Origin of the sequence: Streptomyces sp. NPDC088147 (assembly GCF_044741565.1) — a bacterium.
Classification (GTDB): Bacteria; Actinomycetota; Actinomycetes; order Streptomycetales; family Streptomycetaceae; genus Streptomyces.
Genome location: NZ_JBIUSY010000005.1, coordinates 256241 through 281483 on the forward strand (window position 1 = coordinate 256241; position 25243 = coordinate 281483).

The 25243-nt window shown below is 70.3% G+C and carries 21 protein-coding genes; 11 read left to right on the forward strand and 10 right to left on the reverse strand.

The window, feature by feature from the left end:
- The first annotated feature begins 72 nt into the window (after window positions 1–72).
- From ACIOGX_RS19200 to mscL, 6 genes are all read left to right on the forward strand, one after another.
- Complete coding sequence (locus tag ACIOGX_RS19200; protein ID WP_356512494.1) at window positions 73–1659, forward strand: potassium/proton antiporter; 1587 nt, start codon at window positions 73–75, stop codon at window positions 1657–1659.
- Between the two features lie 345 nt (window positions 1660–2004).
- Window positions 2005–3306, forward strand: coding sequence for an MFS transporter (locus ACIOGX_RS19205; RefSeq protein WP_401915108.1), 1302 nt, complete (start codon window positions 2005–2007; stop codon window positions 3304–3306).
- 66 nt (window positions 3307–3372) lie between these two features.
- Window positions 3373–3741: an FmdB family zinc ribbon protein gene (locus ACIOGX_RS19210; RefSeq protein WP_401914572.1), complete on the forward strand. Its 369-nt coding sequence runs from the start codon at window positions 3373–3375 to the stop codon at window positions 3739–3741.
- A gap of 111 nt (window positions 3742–3852) precedes the next feature.
- Window positions 3853–4686, forward strand: a complete 834-nt coding sequence (locus tag ACIOGX_RS19215) for an S-methyl-5'-thioadenosine phosphorylase (RefSeq protein WP_356512490.1) — start codon at window positions 3853–3855, stop codon at window positions 4684–4686.
- Window positions 4687–4880: 194 nt separating this feature from the next.
- Entirely contained in the window at window positions 4881–5522 is a 642-nt protein-coding gene (locus ACIOGX_RS19220) for a hypothetical protein (RefSeq protein WP_401914575.1), read from the forward strand.
- A 255-nt stretch (window positions 5523–5777) separates the two neighbouring features.
- Window positions 5778–6326, forward strand: a complete 549-nt coding sequence (gene mscL / locus ACIOGX_RS19225; RefSeq protein ID WP_356512486.1) for a large conductance mechanosensitive channel protein MscL — start codon at window positions 5778–5780, stop codon at window positions 6324–6326.
- Window positions 6327–6348: 22 nt separating this feature from the next.
- On the opposite strand, the gene ACIOGX_RS19230 is transcribed toward mscL, so the two are convergent.
- Window positions 6349–6582: a hypothetical protein gene (locus tag ACIOGX_RS19230; protein ID WP_401914578.1), complete on the reverse strand. Its 234-nt coding sequence runs from the start codon at window positions 6580–6582 to the stop codon at window positions 6349–6351.
- Window positions 6583–6840: 258 nt separating this feature from the next.
- Between ACIOGX_RS19230 and ACIOGX_RS19235 the strand changes: the two genes are divergently transcribed.
- Complete coding sequence (locus ACIOGX_RS19235) at window positions 6841–7872, forward strand: P1 family peptidase (protein ID WP_401767076.1); 1032 nt, start codon at window positions 6841–6843, stop codon at window positions 7870–7872.
- 145 nt (window positions 7873–8017) lie between these two features.
- The gene (locus tag ACIOGX_RS19240) at window positions 8018–8866 is read left to right on the forward strand and encodes a DUF6227 family protein (protein WP_401914581.1); all 849 of its coding nucleotides are present in this window, start codon (window positions 8018–8020) and stop codon (window positions 8864–8866) included.
- 77 nt (window positions 8867–8943) lie between these two features.
- Here the strand turns inward: ACIOGX_RS19240 and ACIOGX_RS19245 are convergent, their stop codons facing one another.
- The 5 genes from ACIOGX_RS19245 to ACIOGX_RS19265 form a co-directional block, all read right to left on the reverse strand.
- A complete protein-coding gene (locus tag ACIOGX_RS19245; RefSeq protein ID WP_401914584.1) occupies window positions 8944–11112 on the reverse strand; it encodes a fructose-specific PTS transporter subunit EIIC in 2169 nt (722 codons plus the stop codon).
- 139 nt (window positions 11113–11251) lie between these two features.
- Window positions 11252–12199, reverse strand: coding sequence for a 1-phosphofructokinase (gene pfkB / locus ACIOGX_RS19250; RefSeq protein WP_356512477.1), 948 nt, complete (start codon window positions 12197–12199; stop codon window positions 11252–11254).
- A gap of 11 nt (window positions 12200–12210) precedes the next feature.
- The gene (locus tag ACIOGX_RS19255) at window positions 12211–12972 is read right to left on the reverse strand and encodes a DeoR/GlpR family DNA-binding transcription regulator (RefSeq protein ID WP_356512475.1); all 762 of its coding nucleotides are present in this window, start codon (window positions 12970–12972) and stop codon (window positions 12211–12213) included.
- A 124-nt stretch (window positions 12973–13096) separates the two neighbouring features.
- Window positions 13097–14464 (reverse strand): S1 family peptidase, encoded by a 1368-nt coding sequence (locus tag ACIOGX_RS19260; RefSeq protein ID WP_401914588.1) that lies wholly within the window; start codon window positions 14462–14464, stop codon window positions 13097–13099.
- 337 nt (window positions 14465–14801) lie between these two features.
- Window positions 14802–16241: an MFS transporter gene (locus tag ACIOGX_RS19265; RefSeq protein ID WP_383961600.1), complete on the reverse strand. Its 1440-nt coding sequence runs from the start codon at window positions 16239–16241 to the stop codon at window positions 14802–14804.
- 293 nt (window positions 16242–16534) lie between these two features.
- On the opposite strand from ACIOGX_RS19265, the gene ACIOGX_RS19270 reads away from it, so the two are divergent.
- The gene (locus ACIOGX_RS19270) at window positions 16535–17665 is read left to right on the forward strand and encodes a YafY family protein (protein ID WP_356512471.1); all 1131 of its coding nucleotides are present in this window, start codon (window positions 16535–16537) and stop codon (window positions 17663–17665) included.
- 156 nt (window positions 17666–17821) lie between these two features.
- On the opposite strand, the gene ACIOGX_RS19275 is transcribed toward ACIOGX_RS19270, so the two are convergent.
- Window positions 17822–18817 (reverse strand): RNA polymerase sigma factor RpoD/SigA, encoded by a 996-nt coding sequence (locus tag ACIOGX_RS19275; RefSeq protein WP_129766917.1) that lies wholly within the window; start codon window positions 18815–18817, stop codon window positions 17822–17824.
- 398 nt (window positions 18818–19215) lie between these two features.
- Window positions 19216–19998, reverse strand: a complete 783-nt coding sequence (locus ACIOGX_RS19280; RefSeq protein WP_401914591.1) for a dioxygenase — start codon at window positions 19996–19998, stop codon at window positions 19216–19218.
- Between the two features lie 146 nt (window positions 19999–20144).
- Here ACIOGX_RS19280 and ACIOGX_RS19285 point away from each other — a divergent pair, with 146 nt between their 5' ends.
- Entirely contained in the window at window positions 20145–20678 is a 534-nt protein-coding gene (locus ACIOGX_RS19285) for a MarR family winged helix-turn-helix transcriptional regulator (RefSeq protein WP_383961484.1), read from the forward strand.
- A 158-nt stretch (window positions 20679–20836) separates the two neighbouring features.
- Here ACIOGX_RS19285 and ACIOGX_RS19290 read toward each other — a convergent pair whose 3' ends face one another.
- Both ACIOGX_RS19290 and ACIOGX_RS19295 read right to left on the reverse strand, forming a co-directional pair.
- Window positions 20837–22372, reverse strand: a complete 1536-nt coding sequence (locus ACIOGX_RS19290) for an MFS transporter (protein ID WP_356512465.1) — start codon at window positions 22370–22372, stop codon at window positions 20837–20839.
- Window positions 22373–22672: 300 nt separating this feature from the next.
- On the reverse strand, window positions 22673–23329 hold the full coding sequence (locus ACIOGX_RS19295; protein ID WP_240045312.1) for a TetR/AcrR family transcriptional regulator: 657 nt from the start codon (window positions 23327–23329) through the stop codon (window positions 22673–22675).
- A 636-nt stretch (window positions 23330–23965) separates the two neighbouring features.
- On the opposite strand from ACIOGX_RS19295, the gene ACIOGX_RS19300 reads away from it, so the two are divergent.
- Window positions 23966–25192: a M6 family metalloprotease domain-containing protein gene (locus tag ACIOGX_RS19300; RefSeq protein WP_356512855.1), complete on the forward strand. Its 1227-nt coding sequence runs from the start codon at window positions 23966–23968 to the stop codon at window positions 25190–25192.
- Window positions 25193–25243 lie beyond the last annotated feature (51 nt).

Below are 25243 nucleotides of genomic sequence, written 5' to 3' on the forward strand. Positions count from 1 at the left end.
TCGAAAGCGTCAAGAAAACGTTAAAGATTAGGTAAGGTAACGAAGTACCGGCTGCCGGAGGAACGATCCGGCATGCGCGAGGGGAAGGATCGGCCGCTGTCTGTCCACCATCTCAATGAACTTCTGCTCATCAGCTCCCTCGTGCTGCTGATCGCGGTCGCGGCCGTCCGGATCTCCTCCCGGAGCGGGCTCCCCAGCCTGCTGCTCTATCTCGGGATCGGGGTCGTCATAGGGCAGGACGGCCTCTTTCACGTCAAGTTCGACAACGCCGAACTGACGCAGGTAATCGGGTACGCCGCCCTTGTGGTGATCCTGGCCGAGGGTGGTCTGGGCACCAAGTGGAAAGAAGTGAAACCGGCGTTGCCCGCGGCGGCGGCGCTCTCGACCGTGGGCGTCGCGGTGAGCGTCGGGGTGACCGCCTCGGCCGCGCACTATCTGATCGGTCTCGACTGGCGCCAGGCGCTGATCGTCGGCGCGGTCGTCTCCTCGACGGACGCCGCGGCGGTCTTCTCCGTACTGCGCAAGGTGCCGCTGCCGTCCCGGGTGACCGGGGCGCTGGAGGCCGAGTCGGGTTTCAATGACGCGCCCGTGGTGATCATTGTGGTCGCGCTCTCGGCGTCGGGCCCGGTCGAGCACTGGTACGTGCTGGTCGGCGAGATCACGCTGGAACTCGCGATCGGCGCGTGCGTCGGACTGGCCGTGGGCTGGGCGGGCGCCTTCGGGCTGCGGCATGTGGCCCTGCCGGCCTCCGGGCTCTATCCGATCGCCGTGATGGCCATCGCCGTCTCGGCGTACGCGATCGGTGCCACGGCACACGGCAGCGGCTTCCTCGCCGTCTATCTCGCCTCGATGATCCTGGGGAACTCCAAACTGCCGCACGCCCCGGCCAACCGAGGGTTCGCGGAAGGGCTCGGCTGGATCGCGCAGATCGGCATGTTCGTCCTGCTCGGACTGCTGGTGACGCCGCACGAGCTGGGGGACGACTTCCTGCCCGCGGTCGTCGTCGGTCTCGTACTGACGATGGTGGCGCGGCCCCTGTCCGTGCTGGTCAGCCTGCTGCCGTTCCGTATCCCCTGGCAGGAACAGGCGCTGATGTCCTGGGCCGGTCTGCGCGGCGCGGTGCCCATCATCCTGGCGACCATCCCGATGGTGTCGAACATCGAGGGCAGCCTCCGGATCTTCAACATCGTCTTCATCCTGGTCGTCGTCTACACGCTGATCCAGGGGCCGACACTGCCCTGGCTGGCCAAGGCCCTGCGGCTCGGCGATCCCTCCGAGGCCGCCGACCTGGGCATCGAGTCGGCGCCGCTGGAGAGGCTGCGCGGCCATCTGCTGTCCGTGGCCATCCCCGCGCATTCGAAGATGCACGGCGTGGAGGTCGGGGAGCTGCGGCTGCCCGCGGGATCCGCGGTGACCCTGGTCGTACGGGACGGCAAGAGCTTCGTACCGCAGCCGGCGACCGTACTGCGCCGCGGCGACGAGCTTCTGGTGGTCGCGACCGATCCGGTACGGGACGCCGCCGAGCGACGGCTCCGGGCGGTCGGGCAGGGCGGAAAGCTGGCCGACTGGCTGGGGACGGGCGCGGGGAACGGTACGGGCGGTGGGGCCGGAACCGGGGCGGGGACCGGGGCCGGGACCGGAAGCAAGCTCCGTTCCTAATCTCAGGCGTACCTGCACGGTGTTCGTTCCTTTCCCAGGTGACATGGTGTTCGTACCTGTACGATGAAGGCACAGTTGATCGACCAACTCTGCCTGACGCAGTGCTGGCGCGACCGTATGGCGGCCGTGGCGTTCCCCGATGTGGGCCCTGGTATCTACCGCAGTTCCGCGCAAGAGGACAGCTCTCGGCGGTGCCCGTATCCATCCGGGGGCGCGCTACCAGGCGGCAGAAAGGCAAGGACCGTGTCCCACAACACGGTCGACACCACCGAGGGCGGCACCCCGGCCGCGACGCCTCCGGACGCGACGCTTCCGGCCACGACGCCCCGCCCCGGATACGGGCGGCTGCTGCGCACGCCCGGCGCCTGGACGTTCCTGCTCCCCGGGTTCGCCGCCCGGCAGCCCTTCGCGATGCTGACGATCGGCATCGTGCTCCTGGTCCAGCACACCACCGGCTCGTACGGCAGCGCGGGAGCCGTCGCCGCGGTGACCGGCGTCTCCATGGCGGTCTTCGCGCCCCAGGGCGGAAAGCTCGCCGACCGGTTCGGGCAGCGGGCGGTGCTCGTCCCGGGCGTGCTGCTGCACACGGCGTCCGTCGCGGCGCTGATCGTGCTCGCGCTCGCCGGCGCCCCGCTCTGGGCGCTGTTCCTCGCCGCTGTCCCGACCGGCGCCTCCGTCCCGCAGATCGGCCCCATGGTCCGGTCACGCTGGGCCGCCCTACTGGGAGGCAGCCCTTCCGGTTCCGGTTCGGGTCCCGGCTCACACTCCGGTTCGGGTCCCGGCTCCCGACCGCGTGGCGACGCGTCACTGCTCCCGACGGCTGCCGCCTTCGAGTCCGTGACGGACGAGTTCACCTTCGTCATCGGCCCGGTACTGGCGACCGCCCTGTGCACCGGCGTCCACCCGGCGGCCGGACTGATCGCCGAAGCCGTGCTGACGCTGGCCGGAGGGCTGCTCTTCGCCGCCCAGCGGGGTACCCAGCCCAAGACCGGCCGACATGGAGAAGGCGGCTCGGCCGAGCCACGCGTCTCCGCGCTCTCCGTGCCCGGTGTGCGGGTTCTCGCCATCTCCTTCCTGGGAATCGGTTCGGTCTTCGGGGGCATGCAGGTCTCGCTGACCGCCTTTTCCGAGGAGATCGGCAACCCCGGTGTGAACGGTCTGCTGTACGGCGTCTTCGCGGCGGGCAACATGCTCGCCGGAATCGTCTGCGGCGCCGTGGCCTGGAAGATCGGGCCGCGTCGCAGGCTGGTGGTCGGATACGCGGGGCTGACGCTGGCCGCGTCGGCGCTGTGGGCCGTGCACTCGGTGCCTCTGCTCGCCGGACTCGGACTGCTGGTCGGACTCTGCATCGCTCCCGCGCTGATCACGGGCTACACGCTGGTCGAGTCGCTGGTGCCCGCCTCGGCCCGCACCGAGGCGTTCACCTGGCTGACCGGCGCCGTCGCGCTCGGCCAGGCCGCGGCGGTCACCGTCGCCGGACAGCTGGCGGACGTCCATGGCGCGAGCGCCGGGTTCCTGGTGCCTCTGGTGGGCACCGCGCTGGCGCTGGTCACACTGATCGCGCTGCGTTCGAGGCTGGCCCCGAAGGCCTCCGGACGGGTCGCCGCGCGTGGGATGAGTCACCGCCTGCCGGTGACAGTGGACTGATCGCGCGGAATACGTCACTATGGAGCGTCGTTAGCACTCATTGAGTGAGAGTGCCAGGAGGAGCAAGTGCCGACCTATCAGTACCAGTGCACCGAGTGTGGCGAGGGCCTCGAGGCGGTGCAGAAGTTCACCGATGACGCCCTTACCGTGTGCCCGAACTGCCAAGGACGCCTGAAGAAGGTCTTCTCCGCGGTCGGCATCGTCTTCAAGGGCTCCGGCTTCTACCGGAACGACAGTCGTGGCTCGTCGTCGAGCAGCGCGCCTGCTTCGGCGAGCTCGTCGGGCTCCACCTCGGGTTCCGCGGGTACGAAGTCGTCGTCGGAGTCCAAGGCCCCGGCGTCGGCCTCGTCCTCTTCCGGCTCGGGCGGCTCCGGGTCCGGCTCGGGCTCCAGCTCGACTTCGTCGAGCAGCTCCAGCGGCTCCTCGGCCGCCTGACGCTGTCTCTTTCCGCTCCTTTCTTTTCGTGCTCTTTTCGTGGAGACCCCGCTGTCTTGAACGGCCGGGGTCTTTCGCGTACGCCTGGGCGAGTACGGCTAGTGTGATCGGATGGCGAACGCAGAGATCGGTGTGATCGGTGGCTCGGGTTTCTACTCCTTCCTGGAAGATGTGACCGAAGTCGAGGTGGAGACCCCCTACGGGCCTCCCAGCGACTCCCTCTTCCTCGGCGAGATCGCGGGCCGGCAGGTCGCGTTCCTGCCCCGGCACGGACGCTCCCATGGCCTCGCGCCGCACCGCATCAACTACCGCGCCAATCTGTGGGCACTGCGTTCCGTCGGTGTGAAGCAGGTTCTGGGACCGTGTGCCGTGGGCGGGCTGCGGCCGGAGTTCGGGCCGGGCACGCTGCTCGTACCCGATCAGTTGGTGGACCGTACGAAGGCACGCACGCAGACCTTCTACGACGGGCTGCCGCTGCCTGACGGAAAGACCTCGAAGGTCGTGCACATCTCGCTCGCCGATCCTTACTGTCCTGAGGGACGCAGGACAACACTGGCGGCGGCGCGGGGGCGCGACTGGGAGCCGGTGGACGGCGGGACGCTCGTGGTCATCGAGGGACCGCGTTTCTCGACGCGTGCGGAATCGCGGTGGCATGCGGCAATGGGCTGGTCGGTGGTCGGGATGACCGGGCACCCCGAGGCGGTACTCGCTCGTGAACTGGGGCTCTGCTACACCTCCATGACTCTGGTGACGGACTTGGACGCGGGCGCGGAGACCGGCGAGGGCGTCTCCCACGAGGAGGTCCTCAAGGTCTTCGCCTCGAACGTCGACCGGCTGCGCACGGTGCTGTTCGACGCGGTGGGCGGATTGCAGGCGAGCGAGACGCGCGACTGCCTGTGCGCACACGCTCTGGACGGGGTCGACACCGGGATCGAGCTGCCCTGATCCGGATGTGCCCGGACCCCTCGCGAACCATGCGTGGGAAACCGGGAATTGCGGCGACACCCGGCTGAACCACTCCGGCGGGTGAGGAAGTTGTCCACAACCGCCGACCGATCCACAGGCCGCGACGGGATCGTGACGGACCGTGCATCGTGAGGAGCGACCGCAGAGCTCCTCACGAAACGGTGGTGGTTGCCATGTCCCGCTCCTTCTCGCGTGATCCGTCCCGTCCTGCCCTCCCGTACCCCTCGCCCGGCCTCCCCGGGCTCTCCCCGCTCTCGTCCCCCTCTCCCCTCCCCGCGCCCGCCGCGCCCGAGCCGTGCGGTGTGCCGCTCTTCGATCCGCTGCGGGTCCGGGGCTCCGGCCGACGGCTGCGCAGGGCGCTGTTCAGGCGGCGTCGGGCGACCGCGGCCGGTCTGGCCATGACGGCTGCCGCGCTGGCCACCGCCGGGGCGGGGGGCTCGGTCGGCGCGGCGGCGGATGCCGACGCCCATGCGGAGTCCCCGGCGGCCGGCGCCGTGGCGGAAGCGCCGTCCCGTCCGTCCCGCGCTCAGCGGGCGGCGGAGATGGTGTCCACGCCGGTCCGTATCGCTGACGCGGCGACGGTCCGGCTGCTGCGCCGGGGAGACCGGGTGGATGTGATCGCGGCGGCCGACGGAGCGCCGGAGGCGAGGGTGGTGGCTTCGGGAGCCCGGGTGACCGAGGTTCCGAAGGCACGGGAGACCGTCGTGGACACCGGAGACGGCGGGGCGCTGATCGTCCTGTCCGTTCCACGCGCGACCGCCACGGAGCTGGCCGGCGCGGGCGCCACGTCACGGCTGGCGGTGACGCTGTGCTGAGCCGGCTCGTGCGGGGTCGGCTGGTGTGGGGTCGGCTGGTGCGGGGTCGGCTCGTGCGGGGCCGGCTGGTGCCGAGGTTCGCGCGGGGGAGGCTGGTGCCGGAGCGCTTCGCACTGGGCCGACACGTTCGCACTCGCACTGGCGAGCTGTGGGGTCGCCTGATCGCGTCTGCGGATTGGACAGTGCGGGCACGCGCTGCCGTAGGTTGCGAAGCTGATTGTCACCTCTACCGCACATGCGAAGAAAGGCTCACTCGTGAGCAAGGAGAAGGAAAGCGTGCTGGAGGGCTTCAAGGCCTTCCTGATGCGCGGCAACGTGATCGATCTCGCGGTCGCGGTGGTCATCGGCGCGGCGTTCACGAACGTGGTGAACTCGGTCGTGAAGGGCTTGATCAACCCGGTGGTCGGCGCGTTCGGCACCCAGGATCTGAACAAGTACAGCTCGTGCCTGAAGGCGCCGTGCGAGACGAACGGCGCGGGCGAGGTCGTGAGCGGCATCCCGATCATGTGGGGAACGGTGCTGAGCGCGGTCCTCACGTTCGTGATCACGGCGGCCGTCGTGTACTTCCTGATGGTCCTGCCGATGTCCAAGTACCTCGCCAGGCGAGCCAGGCAGCAGGCCGCCAAGGAAGAGGTCCAGGAGGTCACGGAGCTCAGCGAGCTGGAGGTGCTGAAGGAGATCAGGGACACGCTGATCTCGCAGCGTGGCTCGGGGACCGCCGTCCCCGGGCAGGCCGCCACTGGGCAGGCGACTCCTGGTCAGACAGCCTCGGGGCCGAACAATCCGGGGCAGGGCAAGCCGTAACGGCTGAGGGCCGTACCACCGGTCAGAGGTGGTGGGGCGGCTTCTCGTCGAGGAAACGCGCGAGATCGGCGGCGCTGTCGCCGCTCCCGGTGGGCCGGTCTCCCCAGCCACGGTCCGTGTCGTCCGTCGACTGCTGGTCCAGCGGATCGTCGAAGATCAACGCCGGACTGGGGCGAGGCGGCCGGGACGGCGGGGGCGACTGGGCCGGCTGGGGCGACTCCACCGCCGACGGCTCGGGGTTGGGGGCGGTGCTCATAGCTCCAGGGTACGGGGGCGCGGTCCGGGCCGACGCGGGCGAGGAGGGGCGGGAGCCGCCGCGGCCCGGGTGGCGCTCAGCGCGCGCCGCACCGTCCCGCCACCCGTATCTCTGCTGTGCTGGGCGCATGATGTCGACCCACCGTCATCGGCTATCTGGTGATGCGGGTGGCGCCGACCGCGCGGTGGCGGCTGCGACCGTGGCGGTGGGGGTGACGCTTGCCGAGCACGCGGATACCCGTGGTACGGATGGGGGTTCATGACATCGAATGACGCACTGACCGACGTGGCGGGCCTGCGGGTCGGGCACGCCCGGGTGGCGGGAGACCGGGCACTGACCGGCACCACCGTCGTTCTCGCCCCGGAGGGCGGCGTGGTGGCCGCCGTGGATGTACGGGGCGGCGGGCCGGCCACCCGGGAGACCGACGCCCTCGATCCACGCAATATCGTCCAGCGCGTCGAGGCCGTGGTGCTGACGGGCGGCAGCGCGTTCGGGCTCGACTCGGCGTCCGGGGTGATGGCGTGGCTGGAGGAGCGCGGGCGGGGCGTCCGGGTCGGTCCCGACCCGTCCCAGGTGGTACCGGTCGTGCCGGCGGCCGGGGTCTTCGACCTGGGGCGCGGTGGCGACTGGCGGGTCCGCCCGGACGCGGCGACGGGCCGTGCGGCGGTGGAGGCGGCGGCCGGTACGGCGAACGGGGCACCGGTCGCGGAGGGCGGCGTGGGCGCCGGGACGGGTGCTCTGGTCGGCCCGGTCAAGGGCGGGATCGGTACGGCGAGCCTGGTCCTGGAGTCCGGGATCACGGTGGCCGCCCTGGTCGTCGCCAACGCCGCGGGTTCCGCGATCGATCCGCTGACGGGCGTGCTGTACGGGCGCTACCTCGACGGCCGTACGGAGTACCCGGCGTCCGAGGTCCACGAGGCGGCCCAGCGGCGGCTGGCCGAGCTGCTCGAACGGAACGGGCCCCCGCCGCTCAACACCACGCTCGCCGTCGTCGCCACCGACGCCGAACTGTCCCGGGCACAGGCGCACAAGCTCGCGGGCACGGCGCACGACGGTATCGCGCGCGCCGTCCGTCCCGTGCATCTGCTCAATGACGGGGACACGGTTTTCGCCCTGGCGACGGGTCAACTCCCCCTCGCCGAGGGGGCTCCGCTCGCGCTCAATGAGGTACTGGCGGCCGGAGCCGACGTCGTGACCAGGGCAATCGTCTCCGCTGTCGTGGCGGCGGAGAGCGTGGCGGGGCCGGGCGGGACGTTTCCCTCGTACCGCGAGCTGTACGGGCTCGACTGACCGGCGTAGTCGCCGAGTTGGCGGGGGCGCGCGGGAACTTCACGTACGCCCCCTTCGTTTTCTCAAACTTAGGACGCGATGTAAGCCCTAGGCACTACGTTATGCAATCACCAAGTGACATGTGGCGACGGCCTGGAGACCCATCTTGAACGATCCCTACGAGACAACCGAGACGCACCTCGAGCGACTCCTGGGTCGGGCACTCAACTCCTTCGACCTGCCGGACGCATTGGTCGAGCAACTCAGCCATGCGCTGGCGCACGCCAGCTCGCTGTGCTCCGCGCACCACAGTGCGGGGCTGCACCGCGAGACCTACCGACACACGTATCTGCTCATGAACGGCAGCGCGCTGAGTCTCTGGGAGCTGGTGCACAACACCGGCCGGGACGAAGCGCGGTCGCACGAGCTGTACGCGGAGGAGTCCGAGGCGCAGCTCGCCGCGGCCCGTCTCTGCCGCCCCGGCAGCCCCGAGGCACCACGGCTCTCCGACGACGGGTCAGCGGGCCCGGAGGCGGTACGCGATCCCGACGGGCCGCCCATGGACGATGCGGCGGCGGGGCTGCTCGCGGAGTTGGAGTCCGAGCGCACGGCCGAGATCGACGCGCATCTCGCGCTGCTCCGCGGTCTGCGCGCCATGCCCTCGACCCCGCTTCCGCGGCACCGGACGTACTCGCCGGACAACTCCCCGGACCATGCGCGCCGGGTGCTGCGCCGGGCGGAGAACGCCGACCGGCCGGGCGAGGAGACGGCGCAGCTGCTGCGGACGGCGTTCGCGCATCACATCACGCAGGTCTTCGGCAGACAGTGCCAGGTCGAGGGCAAGGACGCCGGGTTCATGCTCTACGAGCACGCGTTCCTGCTGATCGACGGCGACGAGACGAGCCTGTGGGAGGTGGAGCACACGGCGACTCCGGACGGCCGTCATATGTGCGAGGTGTACGAGACGGAAGACCTCGCGCGCGAAGCCATGGAGCTCTGCGCGCAGGTGCGATGAGGTGAGGTGAGGGCGGGAAGCGGGGTGGGTCGTACGGCCGCCAGGGGTGGACGGCCGTACGACCGCGAGGACCCTGCTCAGGCGGCCACCGGTATCTTGGCGTCCGCCCCGGCCTCCCCGTCGCCGGGGACACCGTCACCGGTGCTTCCGGCCTCCGCCGCCTGGTCGGGACGGCCCGTTTTGCGGGCTCCCTTGAGGAGGATGACCAGCCCCGCGCTCACCGCCGTACCGGCCGCGATCGCGATCAGGTAGAGGAACGGGTTGCCGATCAGCGGGATCACGAAGATGCCGCCGTGCGGGGCCCGCAGCGTGCACTCGAAGAGCATCGACAGCGCGCCGGTGACCGCGCCGCCCGCCATCGCGGACGGGATCACCCGCAGCGGGTCGGCGGCGGCGAAGGGGATCGCGCCCTCGGTGATGAAGGAGGCGCCGAGCACCCAGGCGGCCTTGCCGTTCTCCCGTTCGGTACGGGTGAACAGCCTGCCGCGTACGGTCGTGGCCAGCGCCATGGCGAGCGGCGGGACCATGCCGGCGGCCATCACGGCGGCCATGACCTTGAGGCTGCCCTCGTTGGGGTTGGCGAGACCGCCGACCGCGAAGGCGTACGCGACCTTGTTCAGCGGGCCGCCCAGGTCGAAGCACATCATCAGACCGAGGATGACGCCGAGGATGATCGCGTTGGCGCCGGAGAGCCCGGACAGCCAGTCGGTGAGCGCCTTCTGGAGCGAGGCGATGGGTTTGCCGACCACCAGGAACATCAGGAAGCCGACGATCGCGGAGGAGATCAGCGGGATCACGACGACCGGCATGATGCCGCGCAGCGGGGCGGGGACCCTCAGTTTCTGTATGGCCATCACCGTGCCGCCGGCGATCAGACCGGCGGCGAGGCCGCCCAGGAAGCCCGCGTTGATGGTGAGGGCGATGGAGCCGCCGACGAAGCCGGGCACCAGACCGGGGCGGTCGGCCATCCCGTACGCGATGTAGCCCGCGAGGACCGGCACCAGGAAGCTGAACGCCAGGCCGCCGATCTGGAACAGCAGGGCGGCCCAGCTGGTGTGGTCCGTCCAGATGAAGTGCTCGGCGACGGAGGGGGCCTTGTCGATGGTGTAGCCGCCGATGGCGAAGCCGAGGGCGATGAGAAGCCCGCCCGCGGCCACGAAGGGGACCATGTAACTGACGCCGGACATCAGCCACTTGCGCAGCTTGGTGCCGTAACCCTCGCCCGGTTCGCCCGCGTTGTCCACGGGTGAGGCGTGGTCGCCGGCCGTACCGGTGATCTCGCCGCGTTCCGCCTTGCCGCGTACCTCGGCGATCAGCTCGGCGGGCCGGTTGATGCCCGCCTTGACGCCGACGTCGACGGTCGGCTTCCCGGCGAACCGGCCCTTCTCCCGTACCGGCACGTCGTGCGCGAAGATCACGGCGTCGGCGGCGGCGATGACGGCGGGGTCGAGCCGGTTGAACCCGGCGGATCCCTGCGGCTCGACGACCACCTCGACGCCCGCCTGCTGCCCGGCCTGTTCCAGCGCCTCGGCGGCCATGTAGGTGTGCGCGATGCCGGTGGGGCAGGAGGTGACAGCGACGATCCGGAAGGCGCGGTCGGCGGGCTTCTGCGGCTCCTCCGCCGCCGGGGGCGCGGCGGGCCCGTGCTGCGGCTCGGGCTGCGACTCGGACGGCGACGCGGAGCCTGGCGCGGGGTCCGGCTCGGACCGCGATTCGGGGCGCGGCTCAGGGTCCGGCTCGGACTTCGACGCGGGGCGCGGCCCAGGGTCCGGCTCGGGCCCCGGTTCGGGCTCGGTCCGTGTGACGTCCTCGCCGCGGATCAGCGACGCCGCCGCGGTCGCGTCCGTCGCCGTACGCAGGGCCGTCGTGAAGTCCTCGTTCATCAGACGCCGGGCCAGGGCGGAGAGGATCGTCAGATGGGCGTCGTCGGCACCGGCCGGTGCCGCGATCAGGAAGATCAGATCCGCCGGACCGTCCGGGGCCCCGAAGTCGATGCCCCGCGCCGAGCGGCCGAAGGCCAGCGTGGGTTCGCTGACATGGGCGCTGCGGCAGTGCGGGATGCCGATACCGCCGTCGAGCCCGGTCGGCATCTGCGCCTCGCGCGCGGCCACATCGGCCAGGAAGCCGTCCAGGTCGGTGACCCGGCCCAGGGTCACCATCCGTTCGGCCAGCGAGCGGGCCGCGGCTTCCTTCGTCTCGGCGGCCAGGTCGAGGTCGACCAGGTCCGCGGTGATCATGTCGCTCATCGCGGGCTCCTTCGCTTGCTTATCGCGCGGGTCAGGTGAGTGGGAGAAAGAGGAGAAGTGCGGGAAGTGGGAGAAAGAGGAGAGGGAGGAGGAAGGGGAGGGGAAAGGGTGGCGGGGGTCCAGGGGGCAGGGGACGGGCTCATGAGGCGGGCTCCGCGAGAGGACGGTCCAGCGGGACGTCCGCGGTCACCGTGACCGCCGACGGGTCCAGGTCCACGGGCGACGGCATCACGCTGCCCGGCAGCTGCACGGCCGCCGCACCGTGCGCGACGGCGGACGCCAGGGCCTCGGGGCCTTCGCCGCCGGCCGCCAGGAATCCGGCCAGTGAGGCGTCGCCCGCGCCGACGTTACTGCGGACCGTGGTGACGGCGGCGCAGCCGAAGTACGTCCCCGCGCCCGAGACCAGCAGCTGGCCGTCCGCGCCGAGGCTGGCGAGCACGGACCCGGCGCCGTACGTCCGCAGCTCCTCCGCGGCCTTCACCGCGTCGCCCACCGTCGCGAGGGGGCGTCCGACGGCCTGGGCCAGCTCTTCGGCGTTCGGCTTCACCACGTCCGGCCGTTCCCGGAGCGCGGCCAGCAGCGAGGGGCCCGAGGTGTCGAGCGCGATCCTGGCCCCGGCGCGGTGCGCGCGGGCGACCAGCTCGGCGTACCACTCCGGCGCGAGGCCGCGCGGCAGACTGCCGCAGCAGGCGATCCAGGTGGCCGCGCCCGCGTGCGTACGGATCGTGGAGAGCAGCGACTCGGACTCGACGGCGGTCAGTTCGGGACCCGGCGCGTTGATCTTCGTCAGGGTGCCGTCCGGCTCGGCGAGCGCGATATTGGACCGGGTCGCGCCCGCGACCGGCACCGGCGCGACCTCGATGCCCTGCTCCGCGAGGAGTTCGGCGACGAGCGCGCCGGGCGCACCGCCGAGCGGCAGTACGGCGACCGTACGCCGGCCCGCCGCGGCGACGGCCCGCGAGACATTGACGCCCTTGCCGCCGGGGTCCATGCGCTCGGCGGTGGCCCGCAGCACCTCGCCTCGGTCGAGCGCCGGGACCTCGTACGTACGGTCCAGGCTCGGGTTCGGGGTGACGGTGAGAATCATGCGGCGCTCTCCTAGACGCACAGCACTTCGGTGCCCGCGGCCTCTACCGCCGCGGCGTCCGAAGGGCTGAGCCCGCTGTCGGTGATGAGCAGGTCGACATCGGCGAGAGCGCCGAAGCGCGCGAAGTGTTCCTGGCCGTGCTTGGCGGAGTCGGCGAGCAGCACCACCCGCCGGGCAGCGCCGACGAGCGCGCGCTTGACCGCGGCTTCGGCGAGGTCAGGGGTGGTGAGACCGCCCTCCGGCGAGAACCCGTTCGTGCCGAGGAAGACGACATCGGCGCGGATCTCGCCGTACGCGCGCAGGGCCCAGGCGTCGACGGCGGCGCGGGTACGGTGCCGCACCCTGCCCCCGACCAGATGGAGATCGATGCCCGGGTGATCGGCGAGGCGGGCCGCGACGGGCAGCGCGTGCGTGACGACGGTGAGCCCGCATTCCAGCGGCAGCGCCGCCGCGAGCCGCGCCACGGTCGAACCGGCGTCCAGGATCACGCTGCCGTCCTCCGGCAGCTCGGCGAGCGCCGCGTGCGCGATACGGTCCTTCTCATCGGCGGCGGTGGACTCGCGCTCCGCGAGGTCGGGCTCGAAGTCGAGCCGCCCGGCCGGTATGGCCCCACCGTGCACACGCCGTACGAGCCCGGCCCTGTCGAGCGCCTTGAGGTCACGCCGTACGGTCTCGGCGGTGACCTGGAACTCCTCGGCCAGCGACAGCACATCGACGCGACCGCGCTCGCGGGCGAGGCGCAGGATCTCCTGCTGGCGCTCCGGTGCGTACATGTGGTTTTACGTCCGTTCCGTGCCCGAACCTGTGGTTTCGGCGACACGCTACGCCCAGATTTCCAGAAAGTAAACAGATCCGGGCACGGTACGGACAGGGTCGGGCGTCAGTCGGAGTCGGGCGTCAGCCGTTCTCGACGATGCCCTCGCCGTAGCCGACGGTTCCCTCGCCGTGTCCGGGGGCTCCCCCGCCGCCGTCGTTCCCGGCAGCGCCGTCACCCTCTCCGACGGCACCACCGTCGTCTCCAACGGCACCGCCGTCGTTCCCGACCTCGCCGCCGCCCTCGCCGTTCCCAGCGGCACCACCGTCGTCGTTACCGGCGGCACCACCGTCGTTCCCGGCAGCGCCGTCGCCGCCGTCGTTCCCGGCAGCGCCGTCGCCGATCTGAGCGCCGACTGCGGCCAGCGCGGTGGTCACCGGCTGGAAGAACGTCTCGCCGCCGACGGTGCAGTCACCGCTGCCACCGGAGGTCAGGCCGATGGCGCTGCCGTCCGCGGTGAAGAGGGGACCGCCGCTGTCGCCCGGCTCCGCGCAGACGTCGGTCTGGATCAGGCCGGTGACCGTACCTTCCGCGTAGTTGACGGTGGCGTCGAGGCCGGTGACCGAGCCGTCGTTCAGCCCCGTGGTGCTGCCCATACGGATCACCGCCTGGCCCACCGTGGCCTCGGCGGCCCCGGTGATGTCCACGGTCTGTCCGTCGCCGGTGTCGACCGTGCTGGGGGCCTCGGTGGCGGCGTCGTCGTAGCTCACGAACGCGAAGTCTCCGTCGCCCGGGAAGGTCGCCTGCTGTACGGTGCCCACCGGCGCCCCGCCCGCGGCGTCCGACCATTCATCGGCGGCGACTCCGCAGTGGCCGGCGGTGAGGAAGCCGGGCGCGCCGTTCCCGTCGATGACGTTGAAGCCGAGCGAACAGCGCGCGCCGCCGCCGAAGATGGCGTCACCGCCCGCCGCGACGGTCTTGAACTCGCCCGCCGACTTCTTGATACGGGCCGTGTCGGCGCCGAGCGACCGGACCGTGGATTCGATCCGGTCCCACTTGTCGCCGGTGACGGTGCGGTCCGCCGTGACCTGGATCTGGTTGGTCCTCGGATCGACGGCCCACGCGGTGCCCGGAATGGTGGCCTGTTGCCGCAACGTCGTGGCGGCGGACTTCAGTTGGGCCGTGCTGTTCTTGACGCTCCGCACCACGGCACCGGCCCTGGCGGCCTCGGCACGCGCGTCGTTGTCGTCGCCGACGACATTGACGGTGACCTGCTGCCTGTCCTTGTCGTAGTAGGCACCGGCGAAGGCCGGGCCCAGTCGTTCGGCGATCCGTGAGGCGAGGCCGCCCGCGGACAAGGCACTCAGCGTCTTGGGCGCGGGAGCCGGAGAGGCGTCGGATCCGTCCTGCGAGGCATTGGCCTGGGGCAGCAGAATCGCGGCTGCCACCACGGCGGCGGCACCGCCCCCGGCGAAGGCGATCTTCCGCTTGGGTATGCGTTTGTGGCTCAACTCGTGACCTCCTGTGGGGGACGGAGTCCGCTCGTCGGCAGCAGACGAAACGCGCTACGCGCTACGGGCCTTCATACGCAGGAGATCTGAGTTGTGTTCAGCCGGGTGTGCGGCGGGGTGTTCGGCCCCGTCTTCAGATCGGCCGTCACCCGGCCGTCACTCGGTCTTCAATTCGGCCGTCACCCGGTCTTCGGCTCGGTCCTCAACTCAGTCCTCAGCTCGACCCTCAGCTCGGTCCTCAACAACTCGGTCTTCAACTCAGCGATACGCGAACGACGGTGACCCGCACCCTGACGCCTCCCCAGTGCGGGTCACCCTGTGCCGCCGTCGCCCCCTGTTACGAGGCGGCCTCCACCGCCGACTCCTCCACATGCTGCTTCGGCCGCGCCGGCAGCGCGAACATCACCCCGAAGATCACCACGAGCACCGCGACCACCCACCACATCGCGTGCTGGAATCCGTCCACGAAAGCCATGCCGACCGCCCCGGGGCCGACCGCCGCGGAGCCGGCCGCCGCCGAGCCGACGCGGTCGTCGACCACGCCGAAGAACACCACCGACACCAGCCCGAGCCCAAGTGCGCTGCCCATCTGCTGCGTCGTGTTGATCAGACCGGACGCCGAGCCCGCGTGCTCGCGCGGCACTCCGGACAGCACCGCGTCCGTCAGCGGCGCGACGATCAGTCCCATGCCGAGCCCCATCACCGTCAGCGGCAGCGCCATCTGCCAGGCGTGGATGTCCGTTCCGTACCGCCCGGCTTCCCAGATGTAGACGAGCAGCCCCGTGGCCATCGTCAGCGCACCGGTCTGGAGCACCTTCCGGCCGAAGCGCGGCACCAGCTTCTGTACGGACAGCCCCGCCGCGACCGAGACCGCGAGCGAGAACGGCACTCCCGTGAGCCCCGCCCGCAAGGGGCTCCAGCCGAGACCGATCTGCATATAGAGCGTCCAGACCAGGAAGAAGATGCCCAGAACGATCCCGAAGGTCAGCTGCACGGTGATGCCCGCGGCGAAACTCTTCACCCTGAACAGCGACAGTTCGACGAGCGGCGAACCGTCCTTGCGCGTCTTCCGCTTCTCGTACGCCACGAAGCCCGCGAACACCAGCACGCTCCCCGCCATGCAGAGATGGCCCCACAGCGGCCAGCCCAGCTCGCGCCCGCGCGTGAGCGGGTAGATCAGCATCAGCAGGGCGACGGTCACCAGCACCACGCCGATCAGGTCGAGCCGGAGCGCCTTGGGCGCCTTGGACTCGGTGATGAACTTCCGGCCGAGCAGTACGCCCGCGATCCCGACCGGCAGATTGATCAGGAAGATGGGCCGCCACTCCAGCCCGGCGATGTTCCACTGCGTCAGCAGCGCGCCGAGCAGCGGTCCCGAGACGGCGCCGAGGCCGACGATCGCGCCGAACATCCCGAAGACCTTGCCGCGTTCGTGCGCCGGGAAGGTGACATGGATGATCGCGAGCACCTGCGGCACCATCAGCGCCGCCATCGCCCCCTGGAGCAGCCGTGAGCCGGCCAGGATCTCCGGGGTCGCGGCGAATCCGCAGAGCGCGGAGGCGATCGTGAAGCCGCTGATACCGATCAGGAAGAGACGCTTGCGGCCGTATATATCGCCGAGCCGACCGCCTGTGATCAGTCCGGCGGCGAAGGCGAGAGCGTATCCGGCGGTGATCCACTGGATGGCCCCGAATGAGGCACCCAGATCCCGCTCGATGCTCGGGATGGCGATATTGACGATCGTGACGTCGACCAGGTCCATGAACGCGGCGGTCATGACGATGGCCAGGGCCAGCCAGCGACGACGGTCTCCGGCGGGCGCGGAGACCGTCCCGCCGCCGACGGCCGGGCCACTGTCCGAAGCGCCGGGATGGGACTCGGCCGCCTTGTCCAGAACAGCCACAGGGGTCGAGGTCGAGGGAGACAGAGAAGACGGCGAAGAAGGCTGAGATGGCAGAGATGACGGAGAAGGCGGAGAAGGCGGAGAAGAAGCGGGCGAAGAACTCATGCCGAGGAAGCTAGAGACCATCTAGGCCAGTCCATGTCCTAGATGGCGCGCACCATGGATCCATGACCGACACCCCGGCACGGCTCCTCAGTCTGCTCTCCCTCCTCCAGACTCCGCGCGAGTGGCCGGGCAGTGAGCTGGCCGAGCGGCTCGACGTCAGCCCGCGCACCATCCGCCGCGACATCGACCGGCTGCGCGCCCTCGGCTACCCCGTCGAAGCGACCATGGGCGCGGTGGGCGGCTACCGGCTCGTCGCCGGCACCGCCATGCCGCCGCTGCTCCTGGACGACGAGGAGGCCGTCGCCATCGCCGTCGGGCTCCGGGCCGGGGCGGGCCATGCCATCGAGGGCGTCGAGGAGGCCTCCGTACGGGCCCTCGCCAAGCTGGAGCAGGTGCTGCCCTCCCGGCTGCGGCATCGCGTCTCCACACTCCAGGCCGCGACGATCCCGCTCACCCAGGGCGACGGCGCCACCATCGATCCGCGCACTCTGACGGTGATGGCCTCAGCGGTCACCGGCACCGAGCGGCTGCGGTTCGGCTATCGCTCGGGCGACGGTACGGAGACGAAGCGCCAGGTCGAGCCGTACCGTCTCGTCTCCACCGGCCGGCGCTGGTATCTCGTGGCGTACGACCTCGGGCGCGAGGACTGGCGTACGTTCCGGGTCGACCGGGTCAGCGAGCCCTTCGCCACCGGCGCGCGATTCCGCCCGCGCGAGCTGCCGACCGGGGACGCGGCGAAGTTCCTGAGCCGGTCGATGTCCCGGATGCAGCCGGCGATGGAGGTGGACGTGACCTTCCTGGCGCCCGCGGGATTCGTGGCGGCGCGGCTCCCGGCCCATCTCGGCACGCCCGAAGCCACCGGCCCGGACTCCTGCCGCCTGCGCACCTCGGTCAACGACTCGATGGAGTGGCTGGCACTCCGGCTCGCGCTGCTGGACTGCGAGTTCACGGTGCACCGGCCGGACCGGCTGACGGACTACCTGCGGGAACTGGGGGCGAGGATCACCCGGGCGACGGCCCCGACTGCCCCAGCCATCCCTGCTGCCCCAGCCGTCTCTGCTGCCCCGGCCGCCCCTGCTTCCCCGACCGCCCCGGCCTCCCCGACCGTCTCCGAACCGACCCTCTCGGGACCGACCGCCCCGGCTTCCCCGGCTTCCCCGACCGGCCCGACCGCCCCGGGAGAGACACCGTAAGAGCCCTCTCCAACCCGCCCCGGACAGAGGTGAGCCCCGGCACCTGGGGGGGGTTGGTGCCGGGGCTCGCTCTCGGGGGCCGACGTATCGGCCCGTACGTACCGCTCGGAGAGACAGTACGAGTAAGGGGGACACTACGGCTACAGAACGGCGACGTCACGCCGCCGCGTCGAAACCTGTGTCACGAGCCATCTTTTTCAGCTCCATCAGCGCGTGCTTCTCGATCTGCCGTATCCGCTCGCGGGTCAGGCCGTGCTGCTTGCCCACCTCGGTGAGCGTGCGCTCGCGGCCGTCCTCGATGCCGTACCGCATCCTGATGATCGAGGCCGTGCGCTGGTCGAGCTTGCCGATCAGGTCCTCCAGCTCCTCACTGCGGAGCAGCGTGAGCACGGACTGCTCGGGCGATACCGCGGAGGTGTCCTCCAGCAGATCACCGAACTGCGTGTCCCCGTCGTCGTCCACCGACATGTTCAGACTTACCGGGTCACGCGCCCAGTCCAGTACGTCGTTGATCCGCGCCGGGTTCGACCCCAGCTCCGCGGCCACCTCTTCGGGCTCCGGATCCCGTCCGTTCTCACGGTTGAACTCCCGCTGAACGCGCCGGATCCTGCCCAGCTCCTCCACCAGGTGGACCGGCAGCCGGATCGTCCGGGACTGGTCCGCTATGGACCGCGTGATGGCCTGGCGGATCCACCACGTCGCGTACGTGGAGAACTTGAAGCCCTTGGCGTAGTCGAACTTCTCCACGGCACGCACCAGGCCGGCGTTGCCCTCCTGGATCAGATCCAGCAGGGGCAGACCGCTGCGCGGGTAACGCCGCGCCACGGCGACCACCAGGCGGAGGTTCGAGCGGATGAAGACGTCCTTCGCACGCTCGCCCGCGGCGACCAGCGCCTCGAGCTCTTCGTGCGAAGCGCCACCCGCCTCGCTCTTCACCTCGCCGTCGAGGATCTGCCGGGCGTAGACTCCGGCCTCGATGGTCTGGGACAGCTCGACTTCCTTTTCGGCGTCGAGCAGCGGCGTACGCGCGATCTCGTCGAGGTACATGCCGACCAGGTCGCGGTCGGCGATCTCCCCGCCTACAGCGCGAACACTGCTTGCCGCTTTCGTCCCGCCAGAGGCGGTACGACGGGCGACGGCACGGGTTGCCATGCGAGCTCCCTTACTGAACTGAGTAGGTCGCGACACCCTTGCGGGTGCCCTGCATCCGAAGGAAACAACGACTGGAATCCGGACAGAATTCCCATGCCGTACATGGATTTTGTGATCATGCAGTACCCTGTGCCGCCACGACGGCTTCGCCGGCGCTGCGGGGAGGGCCAGAAGCGCAGGTCAGAGCAGGGGTGAGGGCCGGGATCCGGACCGGGCCCCGGTCGCCCCATATCCCTGCGGATACCCCTGCGGATCCCTGTAACCCCACATCCCTGAAGACGGCTCGCGCCTGTCTTTGGTTGCTCAGCGCAGACCGGGCCGGCCGGACCGGCAGCCAAACCGCACCGTCAGCCGAACCACACCATCAGCCAAACCACACCATCAGCAGAACCACACCATCAGCCGAACTGCACCGACCTCTTCGCCAGGCCCATCCAGAAGCCGTCGATCACGCTCCGGCAGCTCTCCAGCTCGCCCTCCGACGCACCCAGCGTCACGAAGAGTGGCGCGAAGTGCTCAGTACGGGGGTGGGCCAGCCGGCCGGCCGGGGCCTTGTGCTCGAAGTCGAGCAGGGCATCGACGTCCCGCGCCCGCAGCGCCCGCGTACCCCAGTCGTCGAACTCCGCCGACCAGCCGGGCACCGCGCCGCCCGCGTGCCGCAGCGCGGCCAGATTGTGGGTGAAGAAGCCACTGCCGACGATCAGTACGCCCTCATCCCGCAGCGGCGCCAGCTTGCGCCCGATCTCCAGCAGCCTCTGCGGGTCGAGCGTGGGCATGGAGACCTGGAGCACCGGAATATCAGCCTCCGGGAACATCTCCACCAGGGGCACATACGCGCCGTGATCGAGCCCACGGTCCGGCACGTCCTGCATCGGCGTTCCGGCGCCGCGCAGCAGCTTCCGTACGGAGTCGGCCAGCTCGGGCGCCCCCGGCGCCGCGTACCGCACCGCGTAATAGTGCTCGGGGAAGCCCCAGAAGTCGTACACCAGCGGCACGGTCTCGGTCGCGCCGAGCGCGAGCGGGGCTTCTTCCCAGTGCGCGGAGACCATCAGGATCGCCTTGGGGCGGGGCAGCGTCACGGACCAGGCGGCCAGTTCGCCCGGCCAGACCGGGTCATCGGCCAGCGGCGGGGCCCCGTGGGAGAGGTAGAGGGCCGGCATGCGCTCGGCGACGGCGTTCATGGCGACTCCCGGTCTGTTGGCCTGCCCCTGTCCGTGGATCTCTCTGTTCACGGATCCCGCTGTTCCCACCGCGACTTCTACTTGAACTATCAAGTATTCGCCGATAATCCTAACCGAACCTAGTTTAACTTTCAAGAATGGGTAGAGTGGAACACATGACCACGGCATCCACCGGCAACGACGCCGGTACGGGCGAGGAGCCTCGCTGGCTCAGCGGCGATGAGCAGCGCGTCTGGCAGGCGTATCTCCAGGCGACCACGCTGCTGGAGGACCATCTCGACCGCCAGCTCCAGCGCGACGCCGGAATGCCGCACATCTACTACGCCCTCCTCGTGCATCTCGCACGCGCTCCGCGGCGCCGGATGCGGATGACCCAACTGGCCAAAGACGCCAAAATCACCAGGTCACGGCTGTCACACGCGATCGCGCGGCTGGAGCAGCACGGCTGGGTGCAGCGCGAGGACTGTCCCTCCGACAAGCGCGGACAGAACGCGTTCCTGACGGACCTGGGAAACGAGGTCCTGGAGAAGTCGGCGCCGGGCCATGTCGCCGCCGTACGCCAGGCGATCTTCGACCGGCTCAGCCCCGAGCAGGTCGGACAGCTCGGCGAGATCATGCGGGTGATGGCGGAAGGGCTCCAGCCGGAGGGCACGGGCGCGGATCTGCCCTGGCGCCGCTGACGTACGTCCCGCAGGAGTCGCTACGTCCCGCGTGTACGAACCACGTGTACGAACTACGGGTACGGACCACGGGCACGGACCACGGTACGAATCCGCCCCGGTACCACCGCTGAATCGCGGCGGCACCGGGGCGTTTCCGTACCGTGGAGCAGCGACCGTCAGTGCATCGCCACCGGCATCTTGATCTCGTCCTCCACGCCCTCGGCACCCGAGGCGACCGGCGAAGTGCCGGGACGGCCCGTGTTGATGAGGGTCACGGCGATCGCCGCGGCGACCAGCAGGATGCCGACCGCCCACCAGATCGCGCTGGAGAAGCCGGCCACCAGGGCCTGGAGCTGCAACAGCTGCGCGTTGGTGGCCGTCGCCGCGTGGGAGGCGACGTACGCGGTCGTGGCCGAGGCCGCGATCGTGTTCAGCAGCGCCGTACCGATCGCGCCGCCCACCTGCTGCGAGGTATTCACCATCGCCGAGGCGACACCCGCGTCACGCGGCTCGATGCCGTGCGTGGCGAGCGCCATGGCCGGCATGAACGCCGTACCCATACCGAGGCCGAGCAGCAGCTCCGCCGGCAGGATCAGGCCGGTGTACGAGGAGCCGATCTCCAGCTGGGTCAGCAGGAGCATGCCGACGGAGGCGACCAGGAAGCCGGGGCCCATCAGATAGCGGGGCGCCACCCGGGTCATCAGCCGGGCACCGATCTGGGTCGAGCCCGTGATCATGCCCACGATCATCGGCATGAAGGCGAAGCCCGTCTTGACCGGCGAGTACCCCTCGACGACCTGGAGGTAGTACGTCAGGAAGAGGAACAGACCGAACATGCCGATGATGGCGAGACCCAGCGAGAGGTAGACACCGGCGCGGTTGCGGTTGGTCACCACGCGCAGCGGCAGCAGCGGGGCCTTGACCCTCGACTCGACGGCCACGAACGTGGCCAGCAGGACCGCGGCGGCGACGAAGAGCGAGATCGTCGTCGCGTCGCTCCAGCCGTCGGACTCGGCGCGGGTGAAGCCGTACACCAGCGAGACCAGGCCCAGCGTGGAGAGCACGACGCCGGGGATGTCCAGCGCGGAGCGGTTGCGGCCGGCCGCGGGCTCGCGGATCACGAAGTACGCGCCCAGGGCGGCGACGATCGCGAACGGGATGTTGACGAAGAACGTCCAGCGCCAGTCCAGGTACTCGGTGAGGAATCCACCGAGGATCAGACCCACGGCGCCACCGCCACCGGCGATCGCCCCGAAGATGCCGAAGGCCTTGGCCCGCTCCTTGGCATCGGTGAAGGTCACGGCGAGCAGCGACAGAGCGGCGGGCGCGAGCAGCGCGCCGAAGACACCCTGGAGCGCGCGGGCGCCGAGCAGCAGCCCCTCGCTGTTGGCGGCGCCGCCGATGGCGGACGCGGCGGCGAAGCCGATGAGGCCGGTGACGAACGTGCGCTTACGGCCCCACAGGTCGGCGATACGACCGCCGAAGAGGAGCAGACCACCGAAGGCGAGGGCGTAGGCCGTGATGACCCACTGCTTGTTGCCGTCCGATATGCCCAGGTCCTGCTGGGCGGAGGGCAGCGCGATGTTCACGATCGTCGCGTCGAGTACGACCATCAGCTGCGCGAGGGCGATGAACACCAGCGCCTTCCAGCGGCTGGGGTCGGCGGCCGTGGCCCCCGGATCGGGGAGCCGCGATTCGGCTGTTTTTGACATGGAGGTATCCACCTAAGGATGCGTAAAGGCGAAAACGTACGTAAGCGCACGCGACGCTGCGTGACCTACGAAGTCATGGAGTCGACGGAGTCTCGGTGCGGCCGCTGGAGAACGAGCCGCAGGCCGCGGGCACGGGCACGGACATGCGCCGGCGGACCTCTGAACTGGGCGTGACCACTGGGGCTTGCCGGAACAGCTGAACTGCCGGAGCCGCCTCGGTCACGGGATGGGCTACTGGGACGGTGGGGGCCTGGCCGCCGGGGTTCGCGGGCCTGGCCGGTGCGTTGGTTCAAGGGCGCGTCACGGAGCGGCGCGGCGCAGATCCTCCAGAGTCGCGGCCGAGCCGACGAGTTCGGACCTGGCGGGTGCTTCCAGGCCATCGAGGAACAGTTGGATATGCCGGTGGGTGAACCGGTCCATATCCAGGCAGCCGGTGCCGGGCAGTGGGCGGGTGAGCTGGGACAGCGCGACCATCAGATCGCCGACGGCGACATCCGTACGCAACCGCCCGGCCTGACGCGCCCGTTCCATGAGCCCCTCTACGACCGTCTCCAGACGCACACGCTGGGCGTCCAGATCGGGACGTTCCCTGTCGAACGCGGCGGACAGCATCGGACAGAGCGCCCCGACTCGTTCGTCGGCCGCCGCGTGCACGAAGCGGCGCAGTGCGATGAACGGGTCGGGCTCCTCCGCGGCGATACGGTCCGCCTGGTCGGCGACACTCTCCATGACGGAGCGCACTACCGCGTGAACGAGGGCGTACCGGTCGGCGAAGTGCCGGTAGAGCGTGGCATTGCCGATACCGGCGCGACGGGCGATCTCGTCGAGCGGGGCGTCGGCCCCGTACTCCACGAACATCTCACGGGCCGCCGCCACGATCCGCTCCCGGTTGCGCAGAGCGTCCGCGCGCGGACGGGGTGCTCGGCGCGCCGGGGTTTCAGCTGCGGTGGCGGTCACGTCGGACCCTTCCCTCGGTCGTAGTCAGTACGTCGTCATTCATCGTCATACGTCGCCATACGTCTCACACATCGTCGTAGTGCGACGTCGTAGCTCGTAGGTCGCAAGCGGGGATCGCCTCCCCGTTTCCCAGAACCACACGTGCAAACGGGGAAGCCATCCCCGGTTATTTCACTCAAACATGTGAGCTGGGTCACTCTGCTCCATTCGGTGTCAGGAACCCACGATCGGCGCACCCAGCGAGCGCCGACACGCCGACCGACGCAGGGTGATCGAACAGCGCAGTCAGTACGGCCGACTGCCGCGGACGTAAAGGGCGACCGCATGCAGCAGAGGCGTCAGATACGCGGAGCCGGCGACAGCGCCGGAGCCACCGGAGCCAGCAAAGACACCGAAGAAGCAGAAGAAGCAGAAGCAGAAGCAGACGGCGCGGAGGACACGGAAGGCGCTGGAGGCCCTGGAGGCCCTAGTGGCCCTGGAGGCCCTGGACTCCCCGGTGGCCCTGGAGGCGCGAACGGCACCGGAAGCACCGGAAGCACCGGGGCGGCCGGACACACCGACAGCGCGGCCGACGCCCGACGCCCCCGGCCCGCTGGCCGCCTCAGGCGTACCAAGTGCCCCCGCCGGCTCACCGCCATCGCCGGCCTCACCGCGCTCACCCTCGCCGCCCTGACCACGGCGGGTTCGTCCCTCCACGCCACCGCCCCCACCTCAGGGGGCCCCGGACTGGCGATGGGCTCCGCCCTCGGGCCGTGCCGTATCACCGCGAACGCCGCCGTACAGATGTCGGAGGGCCTGCCCACCCCGGCCGGTTACTCCCGTTCCACGGGCAAGATCCGCGCTCTCAACCTCATGATCGACTTTCCGGACGCGCCGGGCACGGGGAAGGCGCTCGACCGGCTCTCCGAATTCTTCCCGAAGACGTCGCAGTGGTTCAGAACCAGTTCGTACGGGCGGCTCGACTACCGTCCCGAGGCCCCGCTGCGGGACTGGGTACGGATGCCGCTGTCCTTCGCGGAGTACGGGATCGCGCGCGGGTCACCGTACGAGCCGGGCTACCGGAAGCTGGTCGACGACATCGTGGCCGTGGCCGACCCGGAAGTGGACTTCAGCGCGTACGACCTGGTCAACGTGTTGGTCACGCCCAACGCGGGCCCCTCGGCGCTGGACACCGTCCTGTCCGTCACCTTCTCCGGCAACGCGGACGCCCCGCACGCCGACGGCGCCCCGCTCTCCAACACGTCGTTCGTCTACAGCCGCCAGGACGACGGCTCCGGGTCGTACGCCGAGACCGGCTACCGGGTGCTCCCGCACGAGAACGGCCATGTCTTCGGACTGCCCGATCTCTACACGATGGACGGCGGCGGCTCGGTCGGGCACTGGGACATCATGTCCGAGGACTGGGGCGCCAACAACGATCTGCTGGGCTGGCACAAGTGGAAGCTCGGCTGGCTCGACGACGAACAGATCCGCTGCGCGTCCGGTGCGGGCATCAGCGACCATGTGCTCGGTCCGCTGGCCACCACGGGCGGGCCGAAGCTGGCGTTCGTACCGATCTCCAAGGAGTCGGGGTACGCGGTGGAGGTACGGACGCGCGAGGGCAATGACGAGGCGGTCTGCGAACCGGGTGTCCTGATCTACCGCGTGGACTCGGGGGTCGACACGGGCCGCGGCCCGATCACCGTCGCGGACGCCAAGCCGAACAGCGGCGGCTGTACGCGCAGGCCCAATGTGCACGCGGAGCTGTCGGACGCGCCGTACCGGCCGGGTCAGACCTTCACCGACCAGGAGAACGGCATCCGGATCTCGGTGCTGGAGCAGGAGTCGGACGGAAGTTTCAAGGTCAGGGTGAAGCGGTTCTGAGCGTCAGGGGAAGCGGCCCTGAGCGTCTCCGGGCGGTTCCCGCGCACGCTC